This is a genomic window from Taklimakanibacter albus (assembly GCF_016595235.1).
GTDB classification, from domain to species: domain Bacteria; phylum Pseudomonadota; class Alphaproteobacteria; order Rhizobiales; family Aestuariivirgaceae; genus Taklimakanibacter; species Taklimakanibacter albus.
Map to the genome: position 1 here is coordinate 1 of NZ_JAENHL010000003.1, position 20165 is coordinate 20165.

Consider the following 20165-nt stretch of genomic DNA (forward strand, 5'->3'; position numbering starts at 1 on the left):
CCTGGCTGCGTCCCAATAGAGTGTGGCGTGGCGTTCGCCACGTGGCGGACTAACCCTCTGAAATTCAAGGAGAATGACCCCTAAACTAGAAGACTCAAAATCTGTTGCTCGCAAGGGCGTGGGGGTTCGAGTCCCTCCAGGGGCACCACATCAAGCGGCCGGGCTGTTTCGAGCGGCGGTCTAGGACCATGCAGCATTCGCTCCCCAAGGAATCTCCACAGCCCGTATTCCTGGCGCGCGCACGCGCCGGCTTCGATTTGCCGGTCATCGATGTAACCCATCCCCGCTTCGCGATTGCCGAAGACGAAGCAGCGCTCATTGCCATGAAAGAGGCGTTCCAGCGCGACCACCGGCAACGGCGTTTCATCCCGCACTTTCTCTTGCGCTTCATGATCCGGCAGCTGGCGAAAAGGTCGCGGCTGGCCGCCGCCTTGTTCACCTCTAGGGCAAGCTATCTCGACAGCCTCAGCACCTATGCGATGAAGCTCGGCCCGGAAAACCTGGTGCCGCCCTATGACCATCCGGCCGACCGGCGCTTCGCGGCATCACCGCATGTGAAGCTGCTCCGTCTGCGCATGCAGCAGGTCGCGGGACTCATGGCCGAGGCGATCGCCGGCGATGACGCGTTTCACGGTGAGGAGCCGCTTCACCTCATCGATATCGCCGGCGGGCCGGCGCTCGATGCGATCAACGCCCTGATCCTGCTCAGGCAAAAGCGGCCCGAGCTGTTGCGCCGGGCAATCGCGATCCATGTCCTCGACCGCAATCCCGACGGCGCATTCTTCGGCGCCAATGCGCTTGCCGCGTTGACGCGAAGCGGCGGACCGCTCAGTGATCTCGATATTTCCTTCACGCCGCATGATTATGACTGGAGCGACACAAGCCCGCTGGCAAAGCTGCTGGTGGATATCAAAGCGTCGGGCGGGGTGATCGGGGCCTCGAGCGAAGGCGGCCTGTTCGAATATGGCAGCGACGACGCGATCATCGATAATCTGCGCATCTTGCATGACGGCGTCCGCTTCGTCGCGGGCTCGGTGACCAATGACGATGAGATCAGGCGGCGCATGATCGCGATGTCGGGCTTCAAGGTCATTCCGCGCGGGTTAAGAGGATTCGCACCGCTCGCTCAAGCGGCACACTATGAGATCATCGCAAGCCGCACGGCACTCCTCAGCGAGCAGGTTCTGCTGCGTCCCTGCTGATCGGCGGCAAACCGGCCCCTTTGACTAGATGCCAAAAGGCGGGCACTAAGACCTCATCCGCCTCGCCTTCGAAGGGAGAACTTCATGGCCAATGACACACTCGCCGGCGTTTTCGCGCCCGTGCTCACCCCCTTCGACAAGACGCTGAAGGTGGATGCGCCGCTCTTCGTCAAATATTGCAGCTGGATTCTGTCGCAAGGCTCGGGCCTTGCCATGTTCGGCACCAATTCGGAGGCCAACTCCCTCACCGTCGATGAGAAGCTCGAGCTTCTGGGTCTCGCCGTCGAGAACGAACTGCCGGTCGACAGGATGATGCCGGGCACCGGCGCCTGCGCGCTTCCCGATGCGGTGACGTTGTGCCAGGCCGCCGCCAAGGCCAAGACCGCCGCCACGCTGATGCTGCCGCCCTTCTATTACAAGGCGGTGTCGGATGACGGACTCTTCGCCTTCTATGCCGAGACGATCGAACGGGTCGGCGACGCCAATCTGAAGATCTGCCTCTATCACATTCCGCAGGTGTCAGGCGTCGCGATCAGCCTGCCGCTGATCGAGAGGCTCATCAAGCAGTATCCGGACACCGTCGTCGGCATCAAGGATTCGGGCGGCGACTTCGCCAACACCAAGGCCATGCTCGACGCCTTCCCGGAGTTCCGCGTGTTCTGCGGCTCGGAACGCTTCCTGCTCGAGACGATGAAACATAACGGCGCGGGCTGTATCTCGGCGATGGCCAATGTGCATCCGGGCGCCATCGTCAATCTCTATGAGACGCGCGCCAATGACGGCGCGCAGACCAAGCAGGACGCGCTTAACGCGACGCGTGCCGCCTATGACGGCATCCCGATGATCGCGGCGCTCAAGCGCACTGTCGCCGAATATGGCAAGGCGCCCGGCTTCAAGACGATGCGCCCGCCCCTCGTCGATTTCAGCGACGAAGGCTGGGAAGCGCTCAAGACAAAGCTCGGCGCGCTCAGCCTCAAGACGCCCAATCTCGATAAGGCGCTGAGCTAGCGGCTCTTCGGGCGGATGCGTTATTCCTTGCGCGTCAACAGCCGCATCGCCGCCAGCGTCAACAGGAAGCTCGCGACGGTGATGACGGCGCTCAGCGCATAGATGAGCGAGACCTGGGTGCTGTGCGAGGATGACGCCGTCCACAGATAATAAGGCAGGGTGATGATGCCGCCGCGCGCATAAAGCGTGCGCGGCAGTTCGTTGAAGGACAGCAGGAAGCTGAAGAACAGCGACGCCGAGATGCCAGGCATCAGCAAGGGCAGCTCGACATCGAGGAAACGGCGCAGGCGGCCGGCGCCCAAATCGCGCGCCGCATCGAGCAGGCGGCGGTCGAAGCGCACCACGACGATCAGGATGCAGAGCAGCGCGAAGGGCAGCGCCCAGATGAAATGGGCGAGGAACACCGACCAGAAGCCGGTGCGGATGCCGATAAGGCCACGATAGAAGATCAGGATGGCGATGCCGATGAGAATGCCCGGCATCACGATCACCGACAGATAGGTGGCGAGAAGACTGCCGCTCCTGCGGGCGAGCGGGACGGCGCGCCCGATCAGCAACGCCGCGGCCGTGGCACTGAACGAGACGAGGAGGCCGATGCCGACACTGGTGGCGAGCGGCTTCAGCCATCTGGCGTTCTCGCCCTCGAACAGCGAGGTGTACCACTCGATGGTGAGCGGCCAGGGAATGCCGGTCAATGGCTGCGCGCTGAAAGACAGCAGGATCAGGCCGACGATCGGCAGATACAGCAGGATCATGGCGAAGACGCCGCAGGCCACGGCGAAGCGCACGCCATTGCGGGTGAAAAGTCCGGCGGGCGGCAGGCTGTTCGGCTTCCTCATGCCTGCATCTCCGCGAAGATGCCGCCTTCGCCCGCCTGCCGGCGCGCCAGCACGAGCCGCGCGACGAGGAAGGCCAGCAGCATGGCGAGGACGAGCAGGCTCGCCAGTGCCGCCGCACCCGGATAATTCATCGCGCGGATGAGATCATCGAAGCTTTCGGCGATGAGGGCGACATTGCCGCCGCCCAGAAGCGTCGAGGCGACATTGTCGCCGAGCATCGGAATGGCGGTGAAGACGAGGCCGGCGGCGATACCGGGAAGCGCCAGCGGTACGACCACATGGCGCAAGGTGGTGAAGGCATCGGCACCGAGATCGCGGCTGGCCTTGATCAATTCGTCGTCGATCAGCGAGAAGGAAATGAACAGCGGCCATACCATGGACGGGAAATAGGGTCCGATCAGGCCCAGATGCACCGAAAATTCGGAGAACAGCAGCCAGCTCACCGGCTCGGGCGAGATGCCGGTCTGGGCGAGGAAGATGTTGACGAGGCCTTCGCTGCCGAGGATCGAGCGCCAGACGATGGTGCGCGCCGCGGGGCTCAGGAAAAACGGCACGACCAGCAGGATGAGCAGGGTCGATTTGAGCCAGCCCGGCTTCAGGCCTTTGGCGAGCCAGAGGGCGAAAGGAAAAGCGAGCAGCAATTCGATGAAAGTCACGGCGGCGACGATGCGCAAGGTCCGCAATACGATCTCGATGCGGAAGTCGACCAGGATGTCGGCATAGGCCTTGGTCGAAAAGGCCCAGACGAAACCGAGCCCCTTGCCCTGGATGAAGGAGATCACCAGAAGCGACAGGATCGGCAGGAGCACGCCCAGTACCCACAAAACGGTGATTGTGCCGATCGCCGCCTGCTCGACGCCGGTCCCAGCCTGGCCTTTGCGGATGGCGGACATGATCGCAACCTTGAGGAATACGGGCGGAACCGGAGACCGGCCCCGCCCTCAGTTATCAGGCGTTGCGGAAACGCGCCATTTCGGCGTCATGGGCTGCCAGATCGTCGGGTGCGCCGCCGATCCAGAAGTTCGGGTTGAGGAACTTGGTCTTGACCTTGGTGATATTGGCTTCGACCGCGGCGATCTTGTCGGCGGGCCAGCCGGCCGCCTTGGCGTATTCGAGGCCCAGATCCATACGCGAGCCGGTATAGCCGCGCAGGACCGCGAGCTCGGCCGCATAGGAGCCGCCCAGGAACCAGTCGAGGGCGCGATAGATCTCCTCGAGATTCTCACGCGCCGCCGCCTGCACCGGGATCGAGGTTGCATGCATCCAGTTGATATGGAAGTCGCTGCAGGTGGCGTATTCGACATCCTGGCCGCGGCCCTTGACGTCCTTCACCGCCGGCTCCCAGCAGCGCTGCACCAGCACCTCGCCATTGACGAAATTGGCGATCTGCTCGTCATAGGTCTTCCACAGATTGCGGAACTGCCCGGCCTTCTTGCGCTCGATCATGTAATCGGCGGCCGTCTTCACTTCGCTCGCCGTCATATTGGCGGGATCGGCGATCTCGGCGAGCTTGCGGTCCTTCAGATACATGCCGCCGATCATCAGCGCGATATTGTCGCCATCGATCGAGGCCTTGCCGAGCGTCTTTTCGTTGTTGAGCAGGATGTCCCAGTTGAGCGCTTCAGGCGGGCGGGCGAGGCCGAGCTTCTCGGGATAATAACCGAAGCTGTCGGCATTGTAGTAGAGCGGCACCGCCCAGTCCTTGTCGTCACCGGCATAGAGCACCGGGCTGCGCTTCACGCTGTCGGCGATGCCGGCATAGTTCTTGAGGCGTGACGTGTCGAGCTGCGCCACCTGGCCCTGCTTGACCATCGGCTTCTGGACGCCGGCCAGCGTGTTGATGAGATCGAAGCGCTCGCCCGCGTCATTGGCGAGGATCTCGTTATAGAGAGCGCCCACATCGTCGACATTGAACGAGGTGAACTCCATCTTGAGGCCGGTGTCCTTCTCGAACTGGCTCCAGTCCTTGAGCGCCACCGTCGGTCCGCCCATCATGCGGATGGTGCCGGGGGCGGCATGGGCGCGCCTGATGCTGTGATGGATGAGCGAGGGTGCGGCGAGCGCACCGACGCCGGCGGCAAGAGCCTTGAGCACCGAACGCCGGCGCAAGGGTCGGCCTTTCTTATGGTCAGTCATGTTTCTTCCCTTTCGATGATGTTTCTTCTTGGCCTGCACTTTCGGGCCCGATGCTGCCGATGACGCAGGTCTCGGGTGCGAAATTCAAATCGGCTTGTGGCGGCAGCACGTCATCGGCGCCGTCGAGACGGACCATCAGGTCGCCGACCGGACTCTTGAACGGCACGTCGGTGAAACGGCCCTTGTAGACGGGCGTGCCGGCCGTGCCGCGCAGATGATTGGTGCGGTCGGCGTTTTTTGCGACGTGGATATGCTCGGCCCGGATGGCGGCGAAGGCGGTATCGCCGGGACGCAAATTTTTGGCGACGACACGGCCGCGGATCGCCTGGCCGGCGATGTCGATCTCGGCGTCCTGGGCCGCGACACGAAGAATTCGGCCACGCAGGACATTTTCGAAGCCCATGAAACGCGCGGCGAATTCGGTGGCGGGGCTGGCAAACAGATCGCGCGGGCTTCCCATCTGCTCGATCGTGCCGGCGCGCATCAGCACGATGCGGTCGCTCATCGTGATGGCTTCCTCCTGGCTGTGGGTAACCAGGATGAAGGTGGCGCCGGTCTTGCGGCGCAGCTCGATCAGCTCGAGCTGCATGTCGAGGCGCAGCCGCTCATCGAGGGCGCCGAGCGGCTCATCGAGCAGCAATATGTCGGGACCCATGACCAGCGAACGCGCCAGCGCCACGCGCTGCCGCTCGCCGCCGCTCAATTGATGAATGCGGCGGCCATATTTGTCGGGCAGCCGCACCAGGGCCAGAGCCGCTTCGGCGCGGCGGCGGCGCTCCTCCGGCGCCACCTTGCGGATGCGCAGGCTGTATTCGACATTCTCGCCGACGCTCATATGCGGAAATAGCGCATAGTGCTGGAACACCGTCGAGACATTGCGCGCCTCGGGCGGCACGCCGACGATCGAATGGCCGTTGAGGCGCATCACATCGGCGGAATCGGGTTCTTCCAATCCGGCAATGACCCGCAGCAGCGTGGATTTGCCGGACCCCGACGGGCCCAGAAGCGTGAGGAACTCGCCCTTGGCGACGTCGAGGGAAATGCCCCGCAAAGCGAGCACGCCGGAATAGCTCTGCTGCACATTGGCCAGAGTCAGGATGGGGTCGGATTCTGTCCCAGGTCCGGTGGTCGCCAGTTCAGACATTGTCCCGCTCTGCTTGGATGAAGTCCGGATCGCCGCCTTTAAAACCGGCAACCGTTTACTTTATCGTTACAGATAAAATAGACCGCGCTTCAGAAAGAATGTCAAGCGCCACGTATTGCTGAAATATATGGCATATGATTGCTATTCGACAGCATCGACACAACACCTTCCAAGAGGGTGCCCTTGACGAATTCGTGATTTTAGCTTTAACGTTTTATATCTTCAATCGCGAGGTCACTCTCATGCATGCCACCGCCACGCTCCGCGAGCATCTCTATACGGCCGTCCTTTCCGACGTGATGGACGAGATGGGACTGACCAAGCAGGCGATGCGTCCCTTCGTGCGCCCCGTCGACGACACGCTGGTCTTCGTCGGCCGCGCCCGGACCGCGCTGTTCACCAACACCTATTCGGTGCTCGAGGGCGAAAACCCCTATGAGCTGGAGATCCGCCTGGTCGACGACCTCAAGCCCGGCGATGTGGCGGTCGTCGCCTGCGGCGGCCCGACCGACCGGATCGCGCCCTGGGGCGAGCTTTTGTCGACGGCGGCCACCGCGCGCGGCGCCGTCGCCTGCGTCACCGACGGGCTGGTGCGTGACGTGCGCCACATCAAGGCGATGAAATTTCCGGTCTTCCATGGCGGCATCGGGCCGCTCGACAGCCGCGGCCGCTGCCGGATGATCGAGATGGATCGCCCGATCGAATGTGCCGGCGTCTGGGTCACCGCCGGCGACTGGGTGTTCGGCGATATCGACGGCGTCGTCATCATCCCGCAAGGTGTCGCCGACGAGGTCTTCACCCAGGCGCTCGACAAGGTGACGCGCGAGAACCGCACGCGCGATGAATTGCGCGCCGGCAAGTTGCTGGCCGAAGTCTACGAAAAATACGGCGTGCTCTGAGGCGCGCCATGACCTTGCGCTTCGCGATCGACACCGGCGGCACCTTCACCGACCTCATCGTCGGCGAGGCGGATGGCAGCCTCACCATGCACAAGGCGCCGACGACGCCCGCCGATCCGGTGGCCGGCGTCATCGACGTGCTGAAGGTCGCGGCGGCCGCCAAAGGCGAGAAACTCGCCGATTATCTGGCGCAGGGCGAAGTGCTGGTGCACGGCACCACCCACGCGATCAACGCCATCGTCACCGGGCGCACCGCGCGCACCGCCTTCCTCACCACCGAAGGGCATCCCGATACGCTGGTGTTCCGTGAAGGCGGGCGCCAGGACGCGTTCAATTTCACCATCCCTTACCCCGAGCCTTTCATCCCCAAGGCGCTGACCTTCGAGGTCGAAGAACGGATCATGGCGTCGGGCGATGTGCGCACGGCGCTCAACGAGGCACGGCTCACGGCACTGCTCAAGGAACTGCCCGGCAAAGGCGTCGAAGCGATCGCCGTCTGCCTGTTGTGGTCGATCGTGAACCCTGAGCACGAGCTCGCGGTAGGCCGGTTGATCGAAAAACATCTGCCCGGCATGCCTTATACGCTGTCGCACCGGATCAATCCCTCGATCCGCGAATATCGCCGCGCCATGTCGACCTCCATCGATGCGGCGTTGAAGCCGATCATGGGCAGCTATATGCGCGGCCTTGACCAGCGGCTCAGCGATGTCGGTTTCGCCGGCAGGCTCCTGGTGGTGACCTCGCAAGGTGGCGTCATGGATGCCGCCGAAGTGGCAGAGCAGCCGGTGCATCTCATCAATTCCGGTCCGAGCATGGCGCCGGTCGGGGCGCGCGCCTATTGCGGCGGCAGCGATACGAATACGCTGATCGTCGGCGATACCGGCGGCACCACGTTCGACGTGTCGCTGGTGCGCAACGGCCGCATCCCACGCACCCGCGAAACCTGGCTCGGCAAGCCCTTCTCCAGCCATCTCACCGGCATGCCGTCGGTCGACACCAAAAGCATCGGCGCCGGCGGCGGCTCGATCGCCTGGGTCGATGAGGGCGGCCTCCTGCATGTCGGGCCGATCAGCGCCGGCGCGGTGCCCGGGCCTGCCGCCTATGGCCGCGGTGGCACGCGTCCGACGGTGACCGACGCGTCGGTGGCGCTGGGCTTCATCGATCCCGATCATTTTCTCGGCGGCAGGATGAAGCTCGACCGTCCGGCGGCGGAAGCGGCGATCCTACGCGATGTCGCCAAGCCGCTCGGGCAAAGCGTCGAGGCAGCGGCGGACGCGATCATCGAGCTTGCCACCGAACATATGGTGCAGGCCATTCTCGACATCACCGTCAATCAGGGTATCGATCCACGGGAAGCCGCCTTCGTCGCCGGCGGCGGCGCGGCGGGGCTGAACTGCGTGGCGATCGGCCGGCGGCTCGGCTGCCGCAAGGTGCTGGTGCCGGAAACGGGCGCGGCGCTCGCCGCGGCGGGCGCGCTGGTGTCGGATCTCGTCGCCTATCACCAGGCGATGCTGCATGCGACGAGCCGTGAGTTCGATTTCGCGGCGGTGAACAAGGTGCTGGCCGATCTCGAGGCGCGCTGCGATGCGTTCCGCCGCCAGATCGGGCCTGACGCGGTTTTCGTCGGCATCGACTGGGCGACGGAAGCGCGTTATCCCGACCAGGCCTGGGAGATCGAAGTGCCGCTGCGCGCCAGCCGATTCACCGGCGATGCCGATATCGCGGCGCTCGTCGCCGATTTCCACAAGACGCATCAGGAGATCTTCGCGGTGAGCGACGAGGCCTCGCCGATCGAGACGATCGGCTGGGCGGCGGCGGTGCATTGCCGCCTGGGGGCGACGGCGCCGGGCCGCATGAAGAGCCATGACGACAAGGCCATCGGCCAGGACCGGCAGGTCTATTTCAAGGACACCGGCTGGGTGAAGGCCAAGGTGGCCAGCATCGATGCGCTTGCCGGCGATGCGGTGATCGAAGGCCCGGCCATTCTCGAATCGGGCTTCACCTCGATCGTGATCGATCCGGGCGCGACGGTGGCGCGCGACGGGTCCGGCACGCTCGTCATCGATATCGGAGTTTAGGAGGGACGCATGCGTGAAAACCCATCGAATTCCATGAACCGCGTCCAGCTCGCCGTGCTCACCGCCCGTTTCGAAGGCGTGGCGCGCAAGATGGCCAATACGCTCCATCGCACCGGGCGTTCGGGCATCCTCACCATTGCGCGCGATTTCTCCTGCGTGATCCTCACCGCGCAACATGAGCTTCTCACTGCCTCCGACAGCCTGCCCATTCATGTGCTGCGCGGACCGGAAGTCATGTGCCGGACAATGACCGACAATCATCCCGTATTGCGGCGCGGCGATGCCTATCTACACAACTCGCCCTATCATGGCTGCACCCATCCTGCCGATCACAGCATTCTGGTGCCGGTGATCGACGATGACGGCGTCCATCGCTTCACGGTGCTGGCCAAGGGCCATCAGGCCGATTGCGGCAATTCGCTGCCGAGCACCTATATGGGTGCCGCCAAGGACGTCTATGCCGAAGGCGCGCTCATCTTTCCGGCAGTCAAGATCCAGAACGACTATCAGCATCAGATGGACATCGTGCGCATGTGCCAGATGCGCATCCGCGTGCCTGAGCAATGGTGGGGTGACTATCTGGCCACCTTGGGCGCGGCGCGGGTCGGCGAGCGCGAGATCCTGGCGCTCGGGCGTGAGATGGGCTGGCAGGTGCTCGCGGATTATGCGCAGGCCTGGTTCGATTATAGCGAAGAGCGCATGCGCGCCGCCATCCGCACCATGCCCAAAGGCCGCATCACCCGCACAAGCCGGCACGATCCGTTTCCGGCGACGCCCGCCGAGGGCGTCGAGGTCAGCGTCACGGTCGATATCGATCCGGAAGCCGAGCGCATCGAGGTCGATGTGCGCAACAATATCGACTGCATGGAGAACGGCCTCAATCTGTCGGAGGGCTGCGCGCGCTCGGCGCCGATGGTCGGCATCTTCAACTCCATCGACCATACGGTGCCGAAAAACGAAGGCAGCTTCCGGCGCATCTCGGTGCTGCTGAAAGACAACAGCGCGGTCGGCCGGCCGAGCCATCCGACCTCCTGTTCGGTCGCCACCACCAATCTCGCCGACCGGGTGTCGAATCCGGTGCAATGCGCCATCGCGGAACTGCGCGACGGTCTCGGCATGGCGGAATCGGGCGCCTGCATTCCGGCCTCTTCCGGCGTCGTCTCGGGCGTCCATGACGGCGAGCCCTTCGTCAACGAAGTCTATCTCGGCTGTACCGGCGGCGCCGGGACGCCCACCACCGACGGCTGGCTCACCATCATGCATACCGGCAATGCCGGCATGTGCTACCAGGATTCGATCGAGATCGACGAGCTTCGCCATCCGATCTTCGTGAAAGCGCGCCGGCTGATGGCCGACACCGAAGGCGCCGGTCGCTTCCGTGGCGCGGTCAGCGCCTATTCGGAATTCTCGCCGGTCGGCTGCGACATGACGGTCGCCTATGTCAGCGACGGCAATGTCAATCCGGCGCGCGGCGTGCGCGGCGGCCTCACGGGGGCGCCGTCATCGCAATATGTGCGCCGTGCCGACGGCACGCTCGAGCCGATGCCGGGCTGCGCCGAGGTCGTGGTGCAAGCCGACGAGGCGATGGTGTCGATCAGCTGCGGCGGCGGCGGTTACGGACCGCCCGATGAACGCGATCCGGCCATGGTGCTGCGCGATGTGCGCGAAGGCTGGGTCAGCCGTGAACGGGCGGAAAGCGTTTATCGCGTGGCGGTGACAGACGGATTGGAGATCGATGCGGCGGCCACTGAGGGCCTTAGGCGGGGATAATTCCTAACTCCTCATGCTGAGGTGCGAGCGTAGCGAGCCTCGAAGCATGATCCAGGAACAGAGATCATGCCGTTTGCCACCCTTCGAGGGCCGCTTCGCGGCCACCTCAGGGTGAGGGTTGTTCATTCAATCCGATCCACCCGGAACCAGCGTCACGTCGAACAGCATCTCGCGCTGCTTGAAGCGGCCTTCCGACAGACGCTGGAGCAGCATCGCGCCGCCCTGCTTGCCCATCTCATAAGCGGGCGAGGCGATCGAGGTGAGGCGCGGGCGGACATAATCGATGAAGGCGAAGCCGTTGCAGCCGGTGACACGCACATCGCCCGGCACGGCGAAATTGCGGTCCTGCGCCCAGGTGAGCGCGGCGCAGCCCATCTGGTCGTTGCCGCCGAGCAGCGCGTCGGGCAGGCCGCTCCGCTCGACATACCGCGCGATCGCCAGCTGCGTATCGGCGATCTCCTCGCTGCCGCAGGTCACCGTGTCGAGCTTGGCGCCATGACGCGTCGCCGCCGCCAGAGCGCCCGCCTGGCGCTCGGCCATCGCCGGCCAGCTTTGCGCCGGCACCAGCAGAGCAAGGCGCCTGGCACCGCGCTGGATGAGCCGCTCGGCCAAAAGCTCGCCGGCCTTGTGATCGTCCTGGCGGATCGACAGCGTGTCGGTCATGAAGTCCGGCGCCTCGTCCTGGAAGATCACGATCGGCTGGCCGGTGTCCTTGAACTGGCGATAAAGTGCCCGGCGCTCCTGCTGGGTGCCCGACGCCATGATGCAGAGGCCGTCGGTCTGGTCGCGGCGGAGCAGATGCAGGTCGGCGACCGCCGCCCGGCGGATGCCGGTGACCAGAAGACCGTAGCCATTGCCGCTCAGATAATTCGAGATGCCGGCCAGGATGTTGCTGGTCATCGGATCGGCGAGGAAACGCGGCGATTCATCCACGACGATGAGGCCGACGGCGCCGCGCTGCGAGAGCCTGAGATTGCGGGCGCCGGCATTGGGGCGGTAGTTCAATTCGCGAATGGCGGCAGCGACCCGCTCGCGCGTCGCCTCCGACATCAGCTCGAGGCGGCCATTGACGACGTTGGACACCGTCGTCATGGAGACGCCGGCCCGCCTGGCAATATCCCGCAAAGTCACTCGCCCGTCATCGGCCATGTCGTGTCGGCTCGTTTTCTCATCACTTTAACGTTACTCTAAACGAAAAACTCAGGCCCGCCAGCCGCCCGCCGCGCCCATCCCCATAAAGGAAAACACCATGTTCACAAGGATCATCGACCCCGCCGCCGCCCCCAATACCGGCGCCTATTCACCGGCCCTGAAAGTGGGCGATTTCGTCTTCGTCTCCGGGCAAGGACCGATCGATCCACACGGCAACATCGTCGCCGGCAGCATCGAAAGCGAAGTGGCGCTTACCCTCGACAATGTCAGACGTCTTCTCGCCGCCGCCGGCGCCCGCATGGATCAGGTGGTCAAATGCACCTGCTATCTCGCCGACATTGCCGATTTCGACGCGTTCGACGGCGTGTATCGCAGCTATTTCGGCGACGTGATGCCGACGCGCACGACTGTCGCTGCAGGTCTCGCCGGCATCAAGATCGAGATCGACGCGATGGCTTATGTCGGGAAGTAAGAAGTGAAAAGGTTGACTTCCCGGCGATAGCCACTACGTTCCCCACACCATGATCACGTTTCCGAAACGTCATATTAAAGGAGCCCGGCTCGCCAAAGCCGGCCTTTCGCCCGGGCGCGCTTAACACCATTCCCGCGTCCGGGATCATCGGGCTTTTCTCCATACCGTCTTGAACATCAGGCGCGCTTTCGCGTGCCCAGGGCATTTTCCTCGTGAGCCCTGGCACGTCCGGGCGCCCGCGGAGTTTTTGCCGTGAGTTTCGTGGATCTCTTTCAAACCGAAGACATCATCCTGGATCATCCGGCGGACACCGCGTCGCTGGTGCTGGAGGCCGTAGCCCTTCACCTGGCTGCCCGCAGCGGCGCCGACATGGAGACGATCCATGCGGCGCTCACCACCCGCGAGGATGTCGGCTCGACGGCCATCGATCACGGCGTCGCGATCCCGCATGCCAGGCTCGGCTGCGTCGCAACGCCCACCGCGATGCTGATGCGCCTCGCCCGCCCGATCGAATTCGATGCCCATGACGGCCATCCGGTCGATCTCGTCTTCGCGATGATCTGGCCGGCGCTGCCGAAAGAGAGCGCGCTCATCGGCCTTGCCGAATTGTGCCGGCTCCTGCGCGAGCCGCCGCTGCTGCATTGGCTGCGCGAAGCCGCCAATCCACGCGAGGCGCGCATGCTCCTGTGCTGTGCAGCTGAGATCATCGCGTCCCGCGATGCGCGCAGCCGCTTGCGCCTGCCGCCACGCGGCACGCTGGCGCCGGTGCCGGCATGAGCGCGCCGGTCCGGCTGCAATATGGAGCGCTGCCACTCCGTCCGTCGGCCTCAGGGAGGAGCGACATATTGCTGATTACCTCGCGCGACACCGGCCGCTGGATCATACCCAAAGGCTGGCCGATGCGCGGCAAGGACGGCTGGGAAGTCGCGGCGCGCGAAGCCTTCGAGGAAGCCGGCATCGAAGGCGAGATACAAGCGCAGGCGATCGGCGCCTATCATTACACCAAGCGCCGGCCCGCCGGACGGTCGCTGACCTGTCGCGTCGAGGTCTTTCCCTTCGGCGTGGTGAGCGAGCTCAAACGCTGGCCGGAACGGCATCAGCGCCGCCGCCAATGGTTCACCGCCGTGGAAGCCGCCAGCCTCGTCGATGAAGACGAGCTCAAATCCCTCATTCTCAGTGTCGAGTGAAGAACGATGACCGTGCAGACGCCTTATTACCTGATCGACAAGACGAAGCTCACGCGCAATCTCGCCCGGATCGACGAGTTGCGCGCACGTTCCGGCGCCAAGGTGCTGCTGGCGCTCAAATGTTTCGCCACCTGGTCGGTCTTCGATCTCATGCGCCCGCATATGGACGGCACGACATCCTCGTCGCTCAACGAGGTACGGCTCGGCGCCGAAAAATTCGGCGGCGAGACGCATGCCTACAGCGTCGCCTTCGCCGATCACGAGATCGATCAGGTCATGTCGCATGCCGACAAGATCATCTTCAATTCGATCAGCCAGCTCGAGCGTTTCGCCCACAAGGCGGCGGGAATCGGACGCGGCCTGCGTCTCAATCCCGGCATCAGCTCGTCGGGCTTCGATCTCGCCGATCCGGCGCGCGCCTATAGCCGGCTCGGCGAATGGGATCCGGAGCGGATCAAAACCGTGCTCGGCCGCATCGACGGCTTCATGATCCACAATAATTGCGAGAATGGCGATTTCGCGCTGTTCGACCGGATGCTGGGCGAGATCGAGGAACGCTTCGGGCTGCTCCTGCGTGAGGTCGACTGGGTGAGCCTCGGCGGCGGCATCCATTTCACCGGCGAGGATTATCCGCTCGCCGATTTCGCGGACCGCCTCAAGCGCTTCAGCGCACGCCATGGCGTGCAGGTCTATCTCGAGCCCGGCGAGGCGGCGGTGACGAAAAGCACGACGCTCGAAGTGACGGTGCTCGATACGCTGCACAACGGCAAGGATCTCGCCATCGTCGACAGCTCGATCGAGGCGCATATGCTCGATCTCCTCATCTACCGGCAAAGCGCCAAGATCGCGCCCGATGCCGGACCCTACCGCATCATGATCTGCGGCAAGTCCTGTCTCGCCGGCGATATTTTCGGCGAGTTTGCTTTCGCCGAACGGCTGAAGCCCGGCGACCGGCTCTCGATCCAGGATGCCGCCGGCTACACGATGGTGAAGAAGAACTGGTTCAACGGCGTGCAGATGCCTTCGATCGTGCTGCGCGAGCCCGATGGCAGCCTGAATCTCAAACGCGCATTTTCATATGAGGATTATCTCGCGAGCCTGTCGTGAGCCCTCGCTAACCCCCTCGAAAGGAGGCACCCACCCGAAATGAAGAAGAACGTCCTCATCATTGGCGCCGGCGGCGTGGCGCAAGTCGTCGCGCATAAATGCGCGCAATACAACGATCTCCTGGGCGACATCCATATCGCCTCACGCACCCTCGGCAAATGCGAGGCGATCATCCGCACCGTCCATGAGAAGCGCAATGCGGTGACCGGCCGGCATCTCGCGGCGCACCGGCTCGACGCGCTCGATGTCGAGGCGACGGCGGCGCTCATCCGCGAGACCCAAAGCCAGATCGTCATCAATGTGGGCTCGTCCTTCCTCAATATGTCGGTGCTCTCCGCCTGTCTTGAGACCGGCGCCGCCTATATCGACACGGCGATCCATGAGGACCCTGAAAAAATCTGCGAGACGCCGCCCTGGTACGGCAATTACGAATGGAAACGCCGTGACGACTGCGCCGCGAAGGGCGTCACCGCGCTCTTGGGCGCCGGCTTCGATCCGGGCGTGGTCAATGCCTATGCGCGCCTCGCACGCGATGAGTATTTCGACCGGATCGAGTCCATCGACATCATCGACATCAATGCCGGCGATCATGGGCGTTATTTCGCCACCAATTTCGATCCCGAGATCAATTTCCGCGAATTCACCGGGCAGGTCTGGTCGTGGCAGAAGGGTCAATGGACGGCGAACAGGATGTTCGAAGTGGCCCAGGAATGGGATCTGCCGGTGGTCGGCAAACGCATGACCTATATGACCGGGCATGACGAGATCCATTCGCTGTCGCGCACGCTCGATGTGCCCAATATCCGATTCTGGATGGGTTTCGGTGAACGCTACATCACCGTCTTCACCGTGCTGAAATCACTGGGCCTGCTTTCGGAGCAGCCGGTGGCGACGGCGGAAGGCCAGACAGTGATACCGCTGAAGGTGGTGAAAGCGGTGCTGCCCGATCCCTCGTCGCTGGCGCCCGATTACACCGGCAAGACCTGCATCGGCGATCTGGTCAAAGGCGTGAAGGACGGCAGACCGCGCGAGGTCTTCATCTACAATATCGCCGATCATGCCGAAGCCTTCCGCGAGGTCGGCAGCCAGGCGATCTCCTATACGGCGGGCGTGCCGGCGGCGGCCGCCGCCATCCTCGTTGCCCGCGGCGACTGGGATGTCGGCAAGATGGCGAATATCGAGGAATTGCCGCCCAAGCCGTTCCTCTCACTTCTCGACGAGATGGGCCTTGCTACAAGAGTCAGGGACGAAACCGGCGACCGGCTGCTGAATGAAACAGCGGATGTGAGCGAACAACCGGCGCAATTGCGGCGCCGGGCCTGAACGTATCCATGGCCGTCCGTAAGGGCGGCCATGGAACCCGGCACGGCAATCCGGGCGGCCTTACGTAATCTCGACAAAATTTGATCTTAACCTGATATTTCGCGGGATTTACCCTTCAGGCTATAGGTTGATCTTCGTCTCCGGCTGAGGTACTTCGGCAAGAGAGACGGGGCGTTAAGAGATTAGAAGGAAGACATTGTGGCGGCACGGTTACGTCTCAAAGCCATAAGCCTGATCATTGCAGGCAGCCTTGCCGCGACGCCGGCCCTCGCCGGACCTTCACTCGTCTTCGACGCCGCCACCGGCGAAGTCATCTCGCAGGATCGCGCCGGCGAGCCCTGGTATCCCGCCTCGCTCACCAAATTGATGACCGCTTATGTCGTCTTCGAGAAATTGAAGCGCGGCGAGATGCAGCTCGACCAGAAGCTCACCGTCTCCGAGCTCGCCTCGAGCCAGCCGGCGAGCAAGGTCGGCATGCGGCCGGGCTCGACCATCTCCGTCGATCTCGCTTTGCAGATGCTGCTCGTCTATTCCGCCAACGACATGGCCTATGTCCTCGCGGAAGGCACCAGCGGCACCTATACCGAATTCGCCAAGCGGATGAATGCCGAGGCCAAACGGCTCGGCATGACGGCGACGCATTACGCCAATCCGAACGGCCTGTTCGATCCGCGCCAGGTGACGAGCGCCCGCGATATCGGCGTGCTCGCCGCGGCATTGCTGCGCGACTATCCGGAACATGCGCATTATTTCTCGCAAGCCGCGGTGACGCTGGGCAAGCGGCAATTGCGCAACCGCAATAGCCTGTTGCGCCAGATGAAGACGGCCGACGGCATGAAGACCGGCTTCGTGTGCAATTCCGGCTACAATCTCACCGCGTCCGCGAGCGAGAACGGCCGCAAGCTGATCGCCATCGTGCTCGGCGCTCCCGGCGGCAAAGCGCGCGCCGATCTCGCCGAGATGATGCTGACCGCCGGCTTCGCCAAGCCGCCGCAGCCGCAACAGATCCGCATCGGGCAGATCGCCAATATGGAGCTGGGCTCGGTGGTGCCGGCCGACATGACATCGGCCATCTGCAAGGGCAAGCCCACCGCCGTCGCCAAGGCCTCGACGCTCACCGGCTGGGGCGTTTCCTTCGGCTCCTATGACAAGCCGGAAACCGCCGATATGGCGCTGCGCGGCCGCCTCCTCGGCGTGCGCGACATGGTCGACAACTCGGTCAACGGCGTGGTGCGGGTGCCGGGCGCCAATGGCTTCAATGCCATGGTGTGGAATCTCGACCAGTCCGCCTCGCTGTCGGTCTGCTCCACCTTCCGCAAGCAGAATGGCTATTGCGAAGTGATGACGCCGGAAAGCTTCGCCTCGATCGCCGCGCTGGCGCGTGCAACCGAAGAGCGCATCCAGCCCGCCGCGGCGCAGGAAACGCCGGCGCCGAAGAAAAAGAAGAAAGTGCAGAAGAAGAAGTCGCCGTAACGATCGGCCCATGAGTTTCCCGCACATCGGCTGATCCGAAAACGCTGCATCTTTTCACCTCCAGCGCAGCTTCCGGTCTCTTGAAATCTCCGCGCGCTTATGCGCTCAATGCCCGCGGTCCGCCGTGATCTGGGGTCTTTCGGGGTGATCTACGAAATTTGCGTGGATTCTGTCGCAGGCGTGCGCGCCGCCAAGGATGCGGGTGCGCAACGCGTCGAGCTGTGCGCCAATCTTCTCGAAGGCGGCACCACGCCGAGCCTCGGCCTCATCCGCGCCGCGCGCAAGGTCGCCGGCATCGGTATCCATGTGATCATAAGGCCGCGCGGCGGCGACTTTCTGTTCAACGATGATGAATATGCGGTCATGCTGACCGATATCGCCGCCGCCAAGGCCGAAGGCGCCGATGGCGTGGTGATCGGTCTCCTGACCGCCGAGGGCGACATCGACGCCGACCGTTCAGCCAGGCTGATCGCCGCGGCGCGGCCATTGTCGGTGACCTTCCACCGCGCCTTCGACATGGCGCGCGACCCCTTCGCGGCGCTAGAGACCCTGATCAGGCTCGGCGTGGAGCGGATCCTGACCTCCGGCCAGGAAGCAAGCGTGCTCGAAGGCCTGCCGCTCATCTCGGAGCTCATCCGGCGCGCCGGTGAGCGCATCATCATCATGCCGGGCGGCGGCATCACTTCCCGCAATGTCGCGCGCATCATCGCGGCGGCGCATCCGCAAGAAGTGCATTTCGCGGCGCTCACGGCGGAAGCCGGCGGCATGCAGTTCCGCCGTGGCCATGTCTTCATGGGCGGTGAATTGCGCCCGCCCGAATTCGACCGGCTCGTCACCTCGGGCGGCATCATCGCCCAGGTGATCAAGAACACAAAAGATTGAGGAGGAAACCCTGTCCATGAGCGAAGATCTTGCGAAAACCGAATCGGCGGCCAGCCTGGCGAAGCGCATCCGCGCCAAGGAGGTCTCGCCGGTCGAGGTGCTGGACGCCGCCATCAAACGCATCGAGACGCATAATCCCAAGATCAACGCACTCGTCATCTTCGGCTATGAGGATGCGCGCAAGGCCGCCAAGGCGGCGGAGGCCGCCGTCATGCGCGGCGACAAGCTCGGCGCCTATCATGGCGTGCCGATCGCGATGAAGGACTGCTTCGACTTCAAGCCGGGCTGGGTCACCACCTTCGGCGGCATCCGCGCGCTCAAGAACTATGTGACCAACATATCCTGCATGTTCACCGAGCGCATGGAGAAAGCCGGCGCCGTCATGGTCGGCAAGACCAACAGCCCGGTCTTCGGCTTCCGCGGCACCTGCGACAACTATCTCTTCGGTCCCTCGCGGAACCCGTTCGATCTCACCAAGAACACCGGCGGCTCATCGGGGGGTGCGGCCGGCGCGGTGGCGGCGGGCCTCCTGCCCATGTGCGAAGGCACCGATGGCGGCGGCTCGATCCGCATCCCGGCCTCCTGGTGCGGCGTCTTCGGCTACAAGCCGGCCTTCGGCCGTGTGCCGCTGGTGACGCGCCCCGATGCGTTCGGCGGCAATGTCCCCTTCATCTTCGAAGGCCCGATCACCCGCACCGTCGAGGACAGCGCGCTGGCGATGACGGCGCTCCAGGGCTACGATTCACGCGATCCCTATTGCATCGAAGGCGAAGCCGATTTCATGGGCGCGCTCAAGCGCTCGATCGCCGGCAAGAAGATCGCCTATACGCGCGACTATGGCATCTTTCCGGTCGACAAGCGCGTGATCGAGGTGACCGACAAGGCGGTCAAGGCGTTCGAGGAAGCAGGCGCCCATGTCGAGGAAGTGAAGATCGACATCCCGCATTCGCACATGGCGCTGAGCGACATGTGGTGCCGGCTCATCGCACCCAAGCAGGTGGCGGCGCTCGAAGGCTTCAAGCGCGAGGGCATCGATCTCAAGCGTGATCACTACAACGATCTCCCGCCGGAGCTCTGGTACTGGGACGAGATCGGCCGCAAGCTGACGGTGAATGACTTCATCAATGACGAGATCATGCGCTCCGACGTCTTCGACGCGCTGCGCAAGGTGCTCGACCGCTATGACTATCTGGTGGCGCCGACACTCTCCTGCCTCGCCGTCGACAATGCGACGGACGGCAATACGGTCGGACCGAAGGAGGTCGAGGGCGAAGAGATCAACCGGCTGATCGGCTGGTGCATGACGTTCCTCATCAACTTCATCGGCTATCCGGCGGCAACCGTTCCGGCCGGCCTCGCGTCGAACGGTCTGCCGGTCGGCCTGCAGATCGTCGGCCGGCGTTACGCCGATGAGGACGTCTTCGCCGCGAGCGCAACCTTCGAGCGCGTCAGGCCGTGGATGGACACGTATAAGCAGGTCAAGCTGTAGGGGG

General features: G+C 63.8%; 18 protein-coding genes. 13 read left to right on the forward strand and 5 right to left on the reverse strand.

Annotation, left to right across the window (positions count from 1 at the left end; translation table 11 throughout):
- Positions 1–188 precede the first annotated feature (188 nt).
- Positions 189–1202: a hypothetical protein gene (locus JHL16_RS00015; protein ID WP_200182862.1), complete on the forward strand. Its 1014-nt coding sequence runs from the start codon at positions 189–191 to the stop codon at positions 1200–1202.
- An 84-nt stretch (positions 1203–1286) separates the two neighbouring features.
- On the forward strand, positions 1287–2210 hold the full coding sequence (locus tag JHL16_RS00020) for a dihydrodipicolinate synthase family protein (RefSeq protein ID WP_200182863.1): 924 nt from the start codon (positions 1287–1289) through the stop codon (positions 2208–2210).
- Positions 2211–2230: 20 nt separating this feature from the next.
- On the opposite strand, the gene JHL16_RS00025 is transcribed toward JHL16_RS00020, so the two are convergent.
- The 4 genes from JHL16_RS00025 to JHL16_RS00040 are packed head-to-tail and all read right to left on the reverse strand — an operon-like array spanning position 2231 to position 6329.
- Positions 2231–3049 carry an ABC transporter permease gene (locus JHL16_RS00025; protein WP_200182864.1) on the reverse strand — a complete coding sequence of 273 codons (819 nt, stop codon included), beginning with the start codon at positions 3047–3049 and terminating at the stop codon, positions 2231–2233.
- Positions 3046–3942 carry an ABC transporter permease gene (locus JHL16_RS00030; RefSeq protein WP_200182865.1) on the reverse strand — a complete coding sequence of 299 codons (897 nt, stop codon included), beginning with the start codon at positions 3940–3942 and terminating at the stop codon, positions 3046–3048. The genes JHL16_RS00025 and JHL16_RS00030 overlap by 4 nt, the downstream gene beginning before the upstream one ends.
- Positions 3943–3997: 55 nt before the next feature.
- Positions 3998–5185, reverse strand: coding sequence for an ABC transporter substrate-binding protein (locus JHL16_RS00035; RefSeq protein WP_200182866.1), 1188 nt, complete (start codon positions 5183–5185; stop codon positions 3998–4000).
- On the reverse strand, positions 5178–6329 hold the full coding sequence (locus tag JHL16_RS00040) for an ABC transporter ATP-binding protein (RefSeq protein WP_200182867.1): 1152 nt from the start codon (positions 6327–6329) through the stop codon (positions 5178–5180). Before JHL16_RS00040 ends, JHL16_RS00035 begins: the two co-directional genes overlap by 8 nt.
- Before the next feature lie 242 nt (positions 6330–6571).
- Here JHL16_RS00040 and JHL16_RS00045 point away from each other — a divergent pair, with 242 nt between their 5' ends.
- The 3 genes from JHL16_RS00045 to JHL16_RS00055 are packed head-to-tail and all read left to right on the forward strand — an operon-like array spanning position 6572 to position 11076.
- Positions 6572–7228: an RraA family protein gene (locus tag JHL16_RS00045; protein WP_137856448.1), complete on the forward strand. Its 657-nt coding sequence runs from the start codon at positions 6572–6574 to the stop codon at positions 7226–7228.
- Between the two features lie 8 nt (positions 7229–7236).
- A complete protein-coding gene (locus JHL16_RS00050) occupies positions 7237–9306 on the forward strand; it encodes a hydantoinase/oxoprolinase family protein (RefSeq protein ID WP_246770705.1) in 2070 nt (689 codons plus the stop codon).
- 9 nt (positions 9307–9315) lie between these two features.
- A complete protein-coding gene (locus JHL16_RS00055) occupies positions 9316–11076 on the forward strand; it encodes a hydantoinase B/oxoprolinase family protein (protein ID WP_246770706.1) in 1761 nt (586 codons plus the stop codon).
- A 126-nt stretch (positions 11077–11202) separates the two neighbouring features.
- On the opposite strand, the gene JHL16_RS00060 is transcribed toward JHL16_RS00055, so the two are convergent.
- The gene (locus tag JHL16_RS00060; protein ID WP_137856450.1) at positions 11203–12225 is read right to left on the reverse strand and encodes a LacI family DNA-binding transcriptional regulator; all 1023 of its coding nucleotides are present in this window, start codon (positions 12223–12225) and stop codon (positions 11203–11205) included.
- Positions 12226–12325: 100 nt separating this feature from the next.
- On the opposite strand from JHL16_RS00060, the gene JHL16_RS00065 reads away from it, so the two are divergent.
- From JHL16_RS00065 to JHL16_RS00100, 8 genes are all read left to right on the forward strand, one after another.
- Entirely contained in the window at positions 12326–12700 is a 375-nt protein-coding gene (locus JHL16_RS00065) for a RidA family protein (protein ID WP_200182868.1), read from the forward strand.
- Positions 12701–12961: 261 nt separating this feature from the next.
- The gene (locus JHL16_RS00070; RefSeq protein WP_200182869.1) at positions 12962–13477 is read left to right on the forward strand and encodes a PTS sugar transporter subunit IIA; all 516 of its coding nucleotides are present in this window, start codon (positions 12962–12964) and stop codon (positions 13475–13477) included.
- Positions 13474–13887, forward strand: coding sequence for an NUDIX hydrolase (locus JHL16_RS00075; protein ID WP_200182870.1), 414 nt, complete (start codon positions 13474–13476; stop codon positions 13885–13887). The genes JHL16_RS00070 and JHL16_RS00075 overlap by 4 nt, the downstream gene beginning before the upstream one ends.
- Positions 13888–13893: 6 nt before the next feature.
- Complete coding sequence (locus JHL16_RS00080) at positions 13894–14994, forward strand: carboxynorspermidine decarboxylase (RefSeq protein WP_200182871.1); 1101 nt, start codon at positions 13894–13896, stop codon at positions 14992–14994.
- 39 nt (positions 14995–15033) lie between these two features.
- A complete protein-coding gene (locus tag JHL16_RS00085) occupies positions 15034–16317 on the forward strand; it encodes a saccharopine dehydrogenase family protein (RefSeq protein WP_200182872.1) in 1284 nt (427 codons plus the stop codon).
- A gap of 198 nt (positions 16318–16515) precedes the next feature.
- On the forward strand, positions 16516–17790 hold the full coding sequence (locus JHL16_RS00090; protein WP_200182873.1) for a serine hydrolase: 1275 nt from the start codon (positions 16516–16518) through the stop codon (positions 17788–17790).
- Positions 17791–17898: 108 nt separating this feature from the next.
- A complete protein-coding gene (locus JHL16_RS00095) occupies positions 17899–18672 on the forward strand; it encodes a copper homeostasis protein CutC (RefSeq protein ID WP_246770707.1) in 774 nt (257 codons plus the stop codon).
- A 16-nt stretch (positions 18673–18688) separates the two neighbouring features.
- A complete protein-coding gene (locus JHL16_RS00100) occupies positions 18689–20161 on the forward strand; it encodes an amidase (RefSeq protein ID WP_200182875.1) in 1473 nt (490 codons plus the stop codon).
- The last annotated feature ends 4 nt before the right edge of the window (positions 20162–20165 follow it).

Excerpts from the sequence above, each read along its gene's own strand:
- JHL16_RS00055 (WP_246770706.1), top strand. The coding sequence starts at position 9,316 with ATGCGTGAAAACCCATCGAATTCCATGAACCGCGTCCAGCTCGCCGTG.
- JHL16_RS00030 (WP_200182865.1), bottom strand. The coding sequence starts at position 3,942 with ATGTCCGCCATCCGCAAAGGCCAGGCTGGGACCGGCGTCGAGCAGGCG.
- JHL16_RS00040 (WP_200182867.1), bottom strand. The coding sequence starts at position 6,329 with ATGTCTGAACTGGCGACCACCGGACCTGGGACAGAATCCGACCCCATC.
- JHL16_RS00015 (WP_200182862.1), top strand. The coding sequence starts at position 189 with ATGCAGCATTCGCTCCCCAAGGAATCTCCACAGCCCGTATTCCTGGCG.
- JHL16_RS00045 (WP_137856448.1), top strand. The coding sequence starts at position 6,572 with ATGCATGCCACCGCCACGCTCCGCGAGCATCTCTATACGGCCGTCCTT.
- JHL16_RS00100 (WP_200182875.1), top strand. The coding sequence starts at position 18,689 with ATGAGCGAAGATCTTGCGAAAACCGAATCGGCGGCCAGCCTGGCGAAG.
- JHL16_RS00075 (WP_200182870.1), top strand. The coding sequence starts at position 13,474 with ATGAGCGCGCCGGTCCGGCTGCAATATGGAGCGCTGCCACTCCGTCCG.
- JHL16_RS00050 (WP_246770705.1), top strand. The coding sequence starts at position 7,237 with ATGACCTTGCGCTTCGCGATCGACACCGGCGGCACCTTCACCGACCTC.
- JHL16_RS00065 (WP_200182868.1), top strand. The coding sequence starts at position 12,326 with ATGTTCACAAGGATCATCGACCCCGCCGCCGCCCCCAATACCGGCGCC.
- JHL16_RS00080 (WP_200182871.1), top strand. The coding sequence starts at position 13,894 with ATGACCGTGCAGACGCCTTATTACCTGATCGACAAGACGAAGCTCACG.
- JHL16_RS00025 (WP_200182864.1), bottom strand. The coding sequence starts at position 3,049 with ATGAGGAAGCCGAACAGCCTGCCGCCCGCCGGACTTTTCACCCGCAAT.
- JHL16_RS00085 (WP_200182872.1), top strand. The coding sequence starts at position 15,034 with ATGAAGAAGAACGTCCTCATCATTGGCGCCGGCGGCGTGGCGCAAGTC.
- JHL16_RS00095 (WP_246770707.1), top strand. The coding sequence starts at position 17,899 with ATGCCCGCGGTCCGCCGTGATCTGGGGTCTTTCGGGGTGATCTACGAA.
- JHL16_RS00060 (WP_137856450.1), bottom strand. The coding sequence starts at position 12,225 with ATGGCCGATGACGGGCGAGTGACTTTGCGGGATATTGCCAGGCGGGCC.
- JHL16_RS00020 (WP_200182863.1), top strand. The coding sequence starts at position 1,287 with ATGGCCAATGACACACTCGCCGGCGTTTTCGCGCCCGTGCTCACCCCC.
- JHL16_RS00035 (WP_200182866.1), bottom strand. The coding sequence starts at position 5,185 with ATGACTGACCATAAGAAAGGCCGACCCTTGCGCCGGCGTTCGGTGCTC.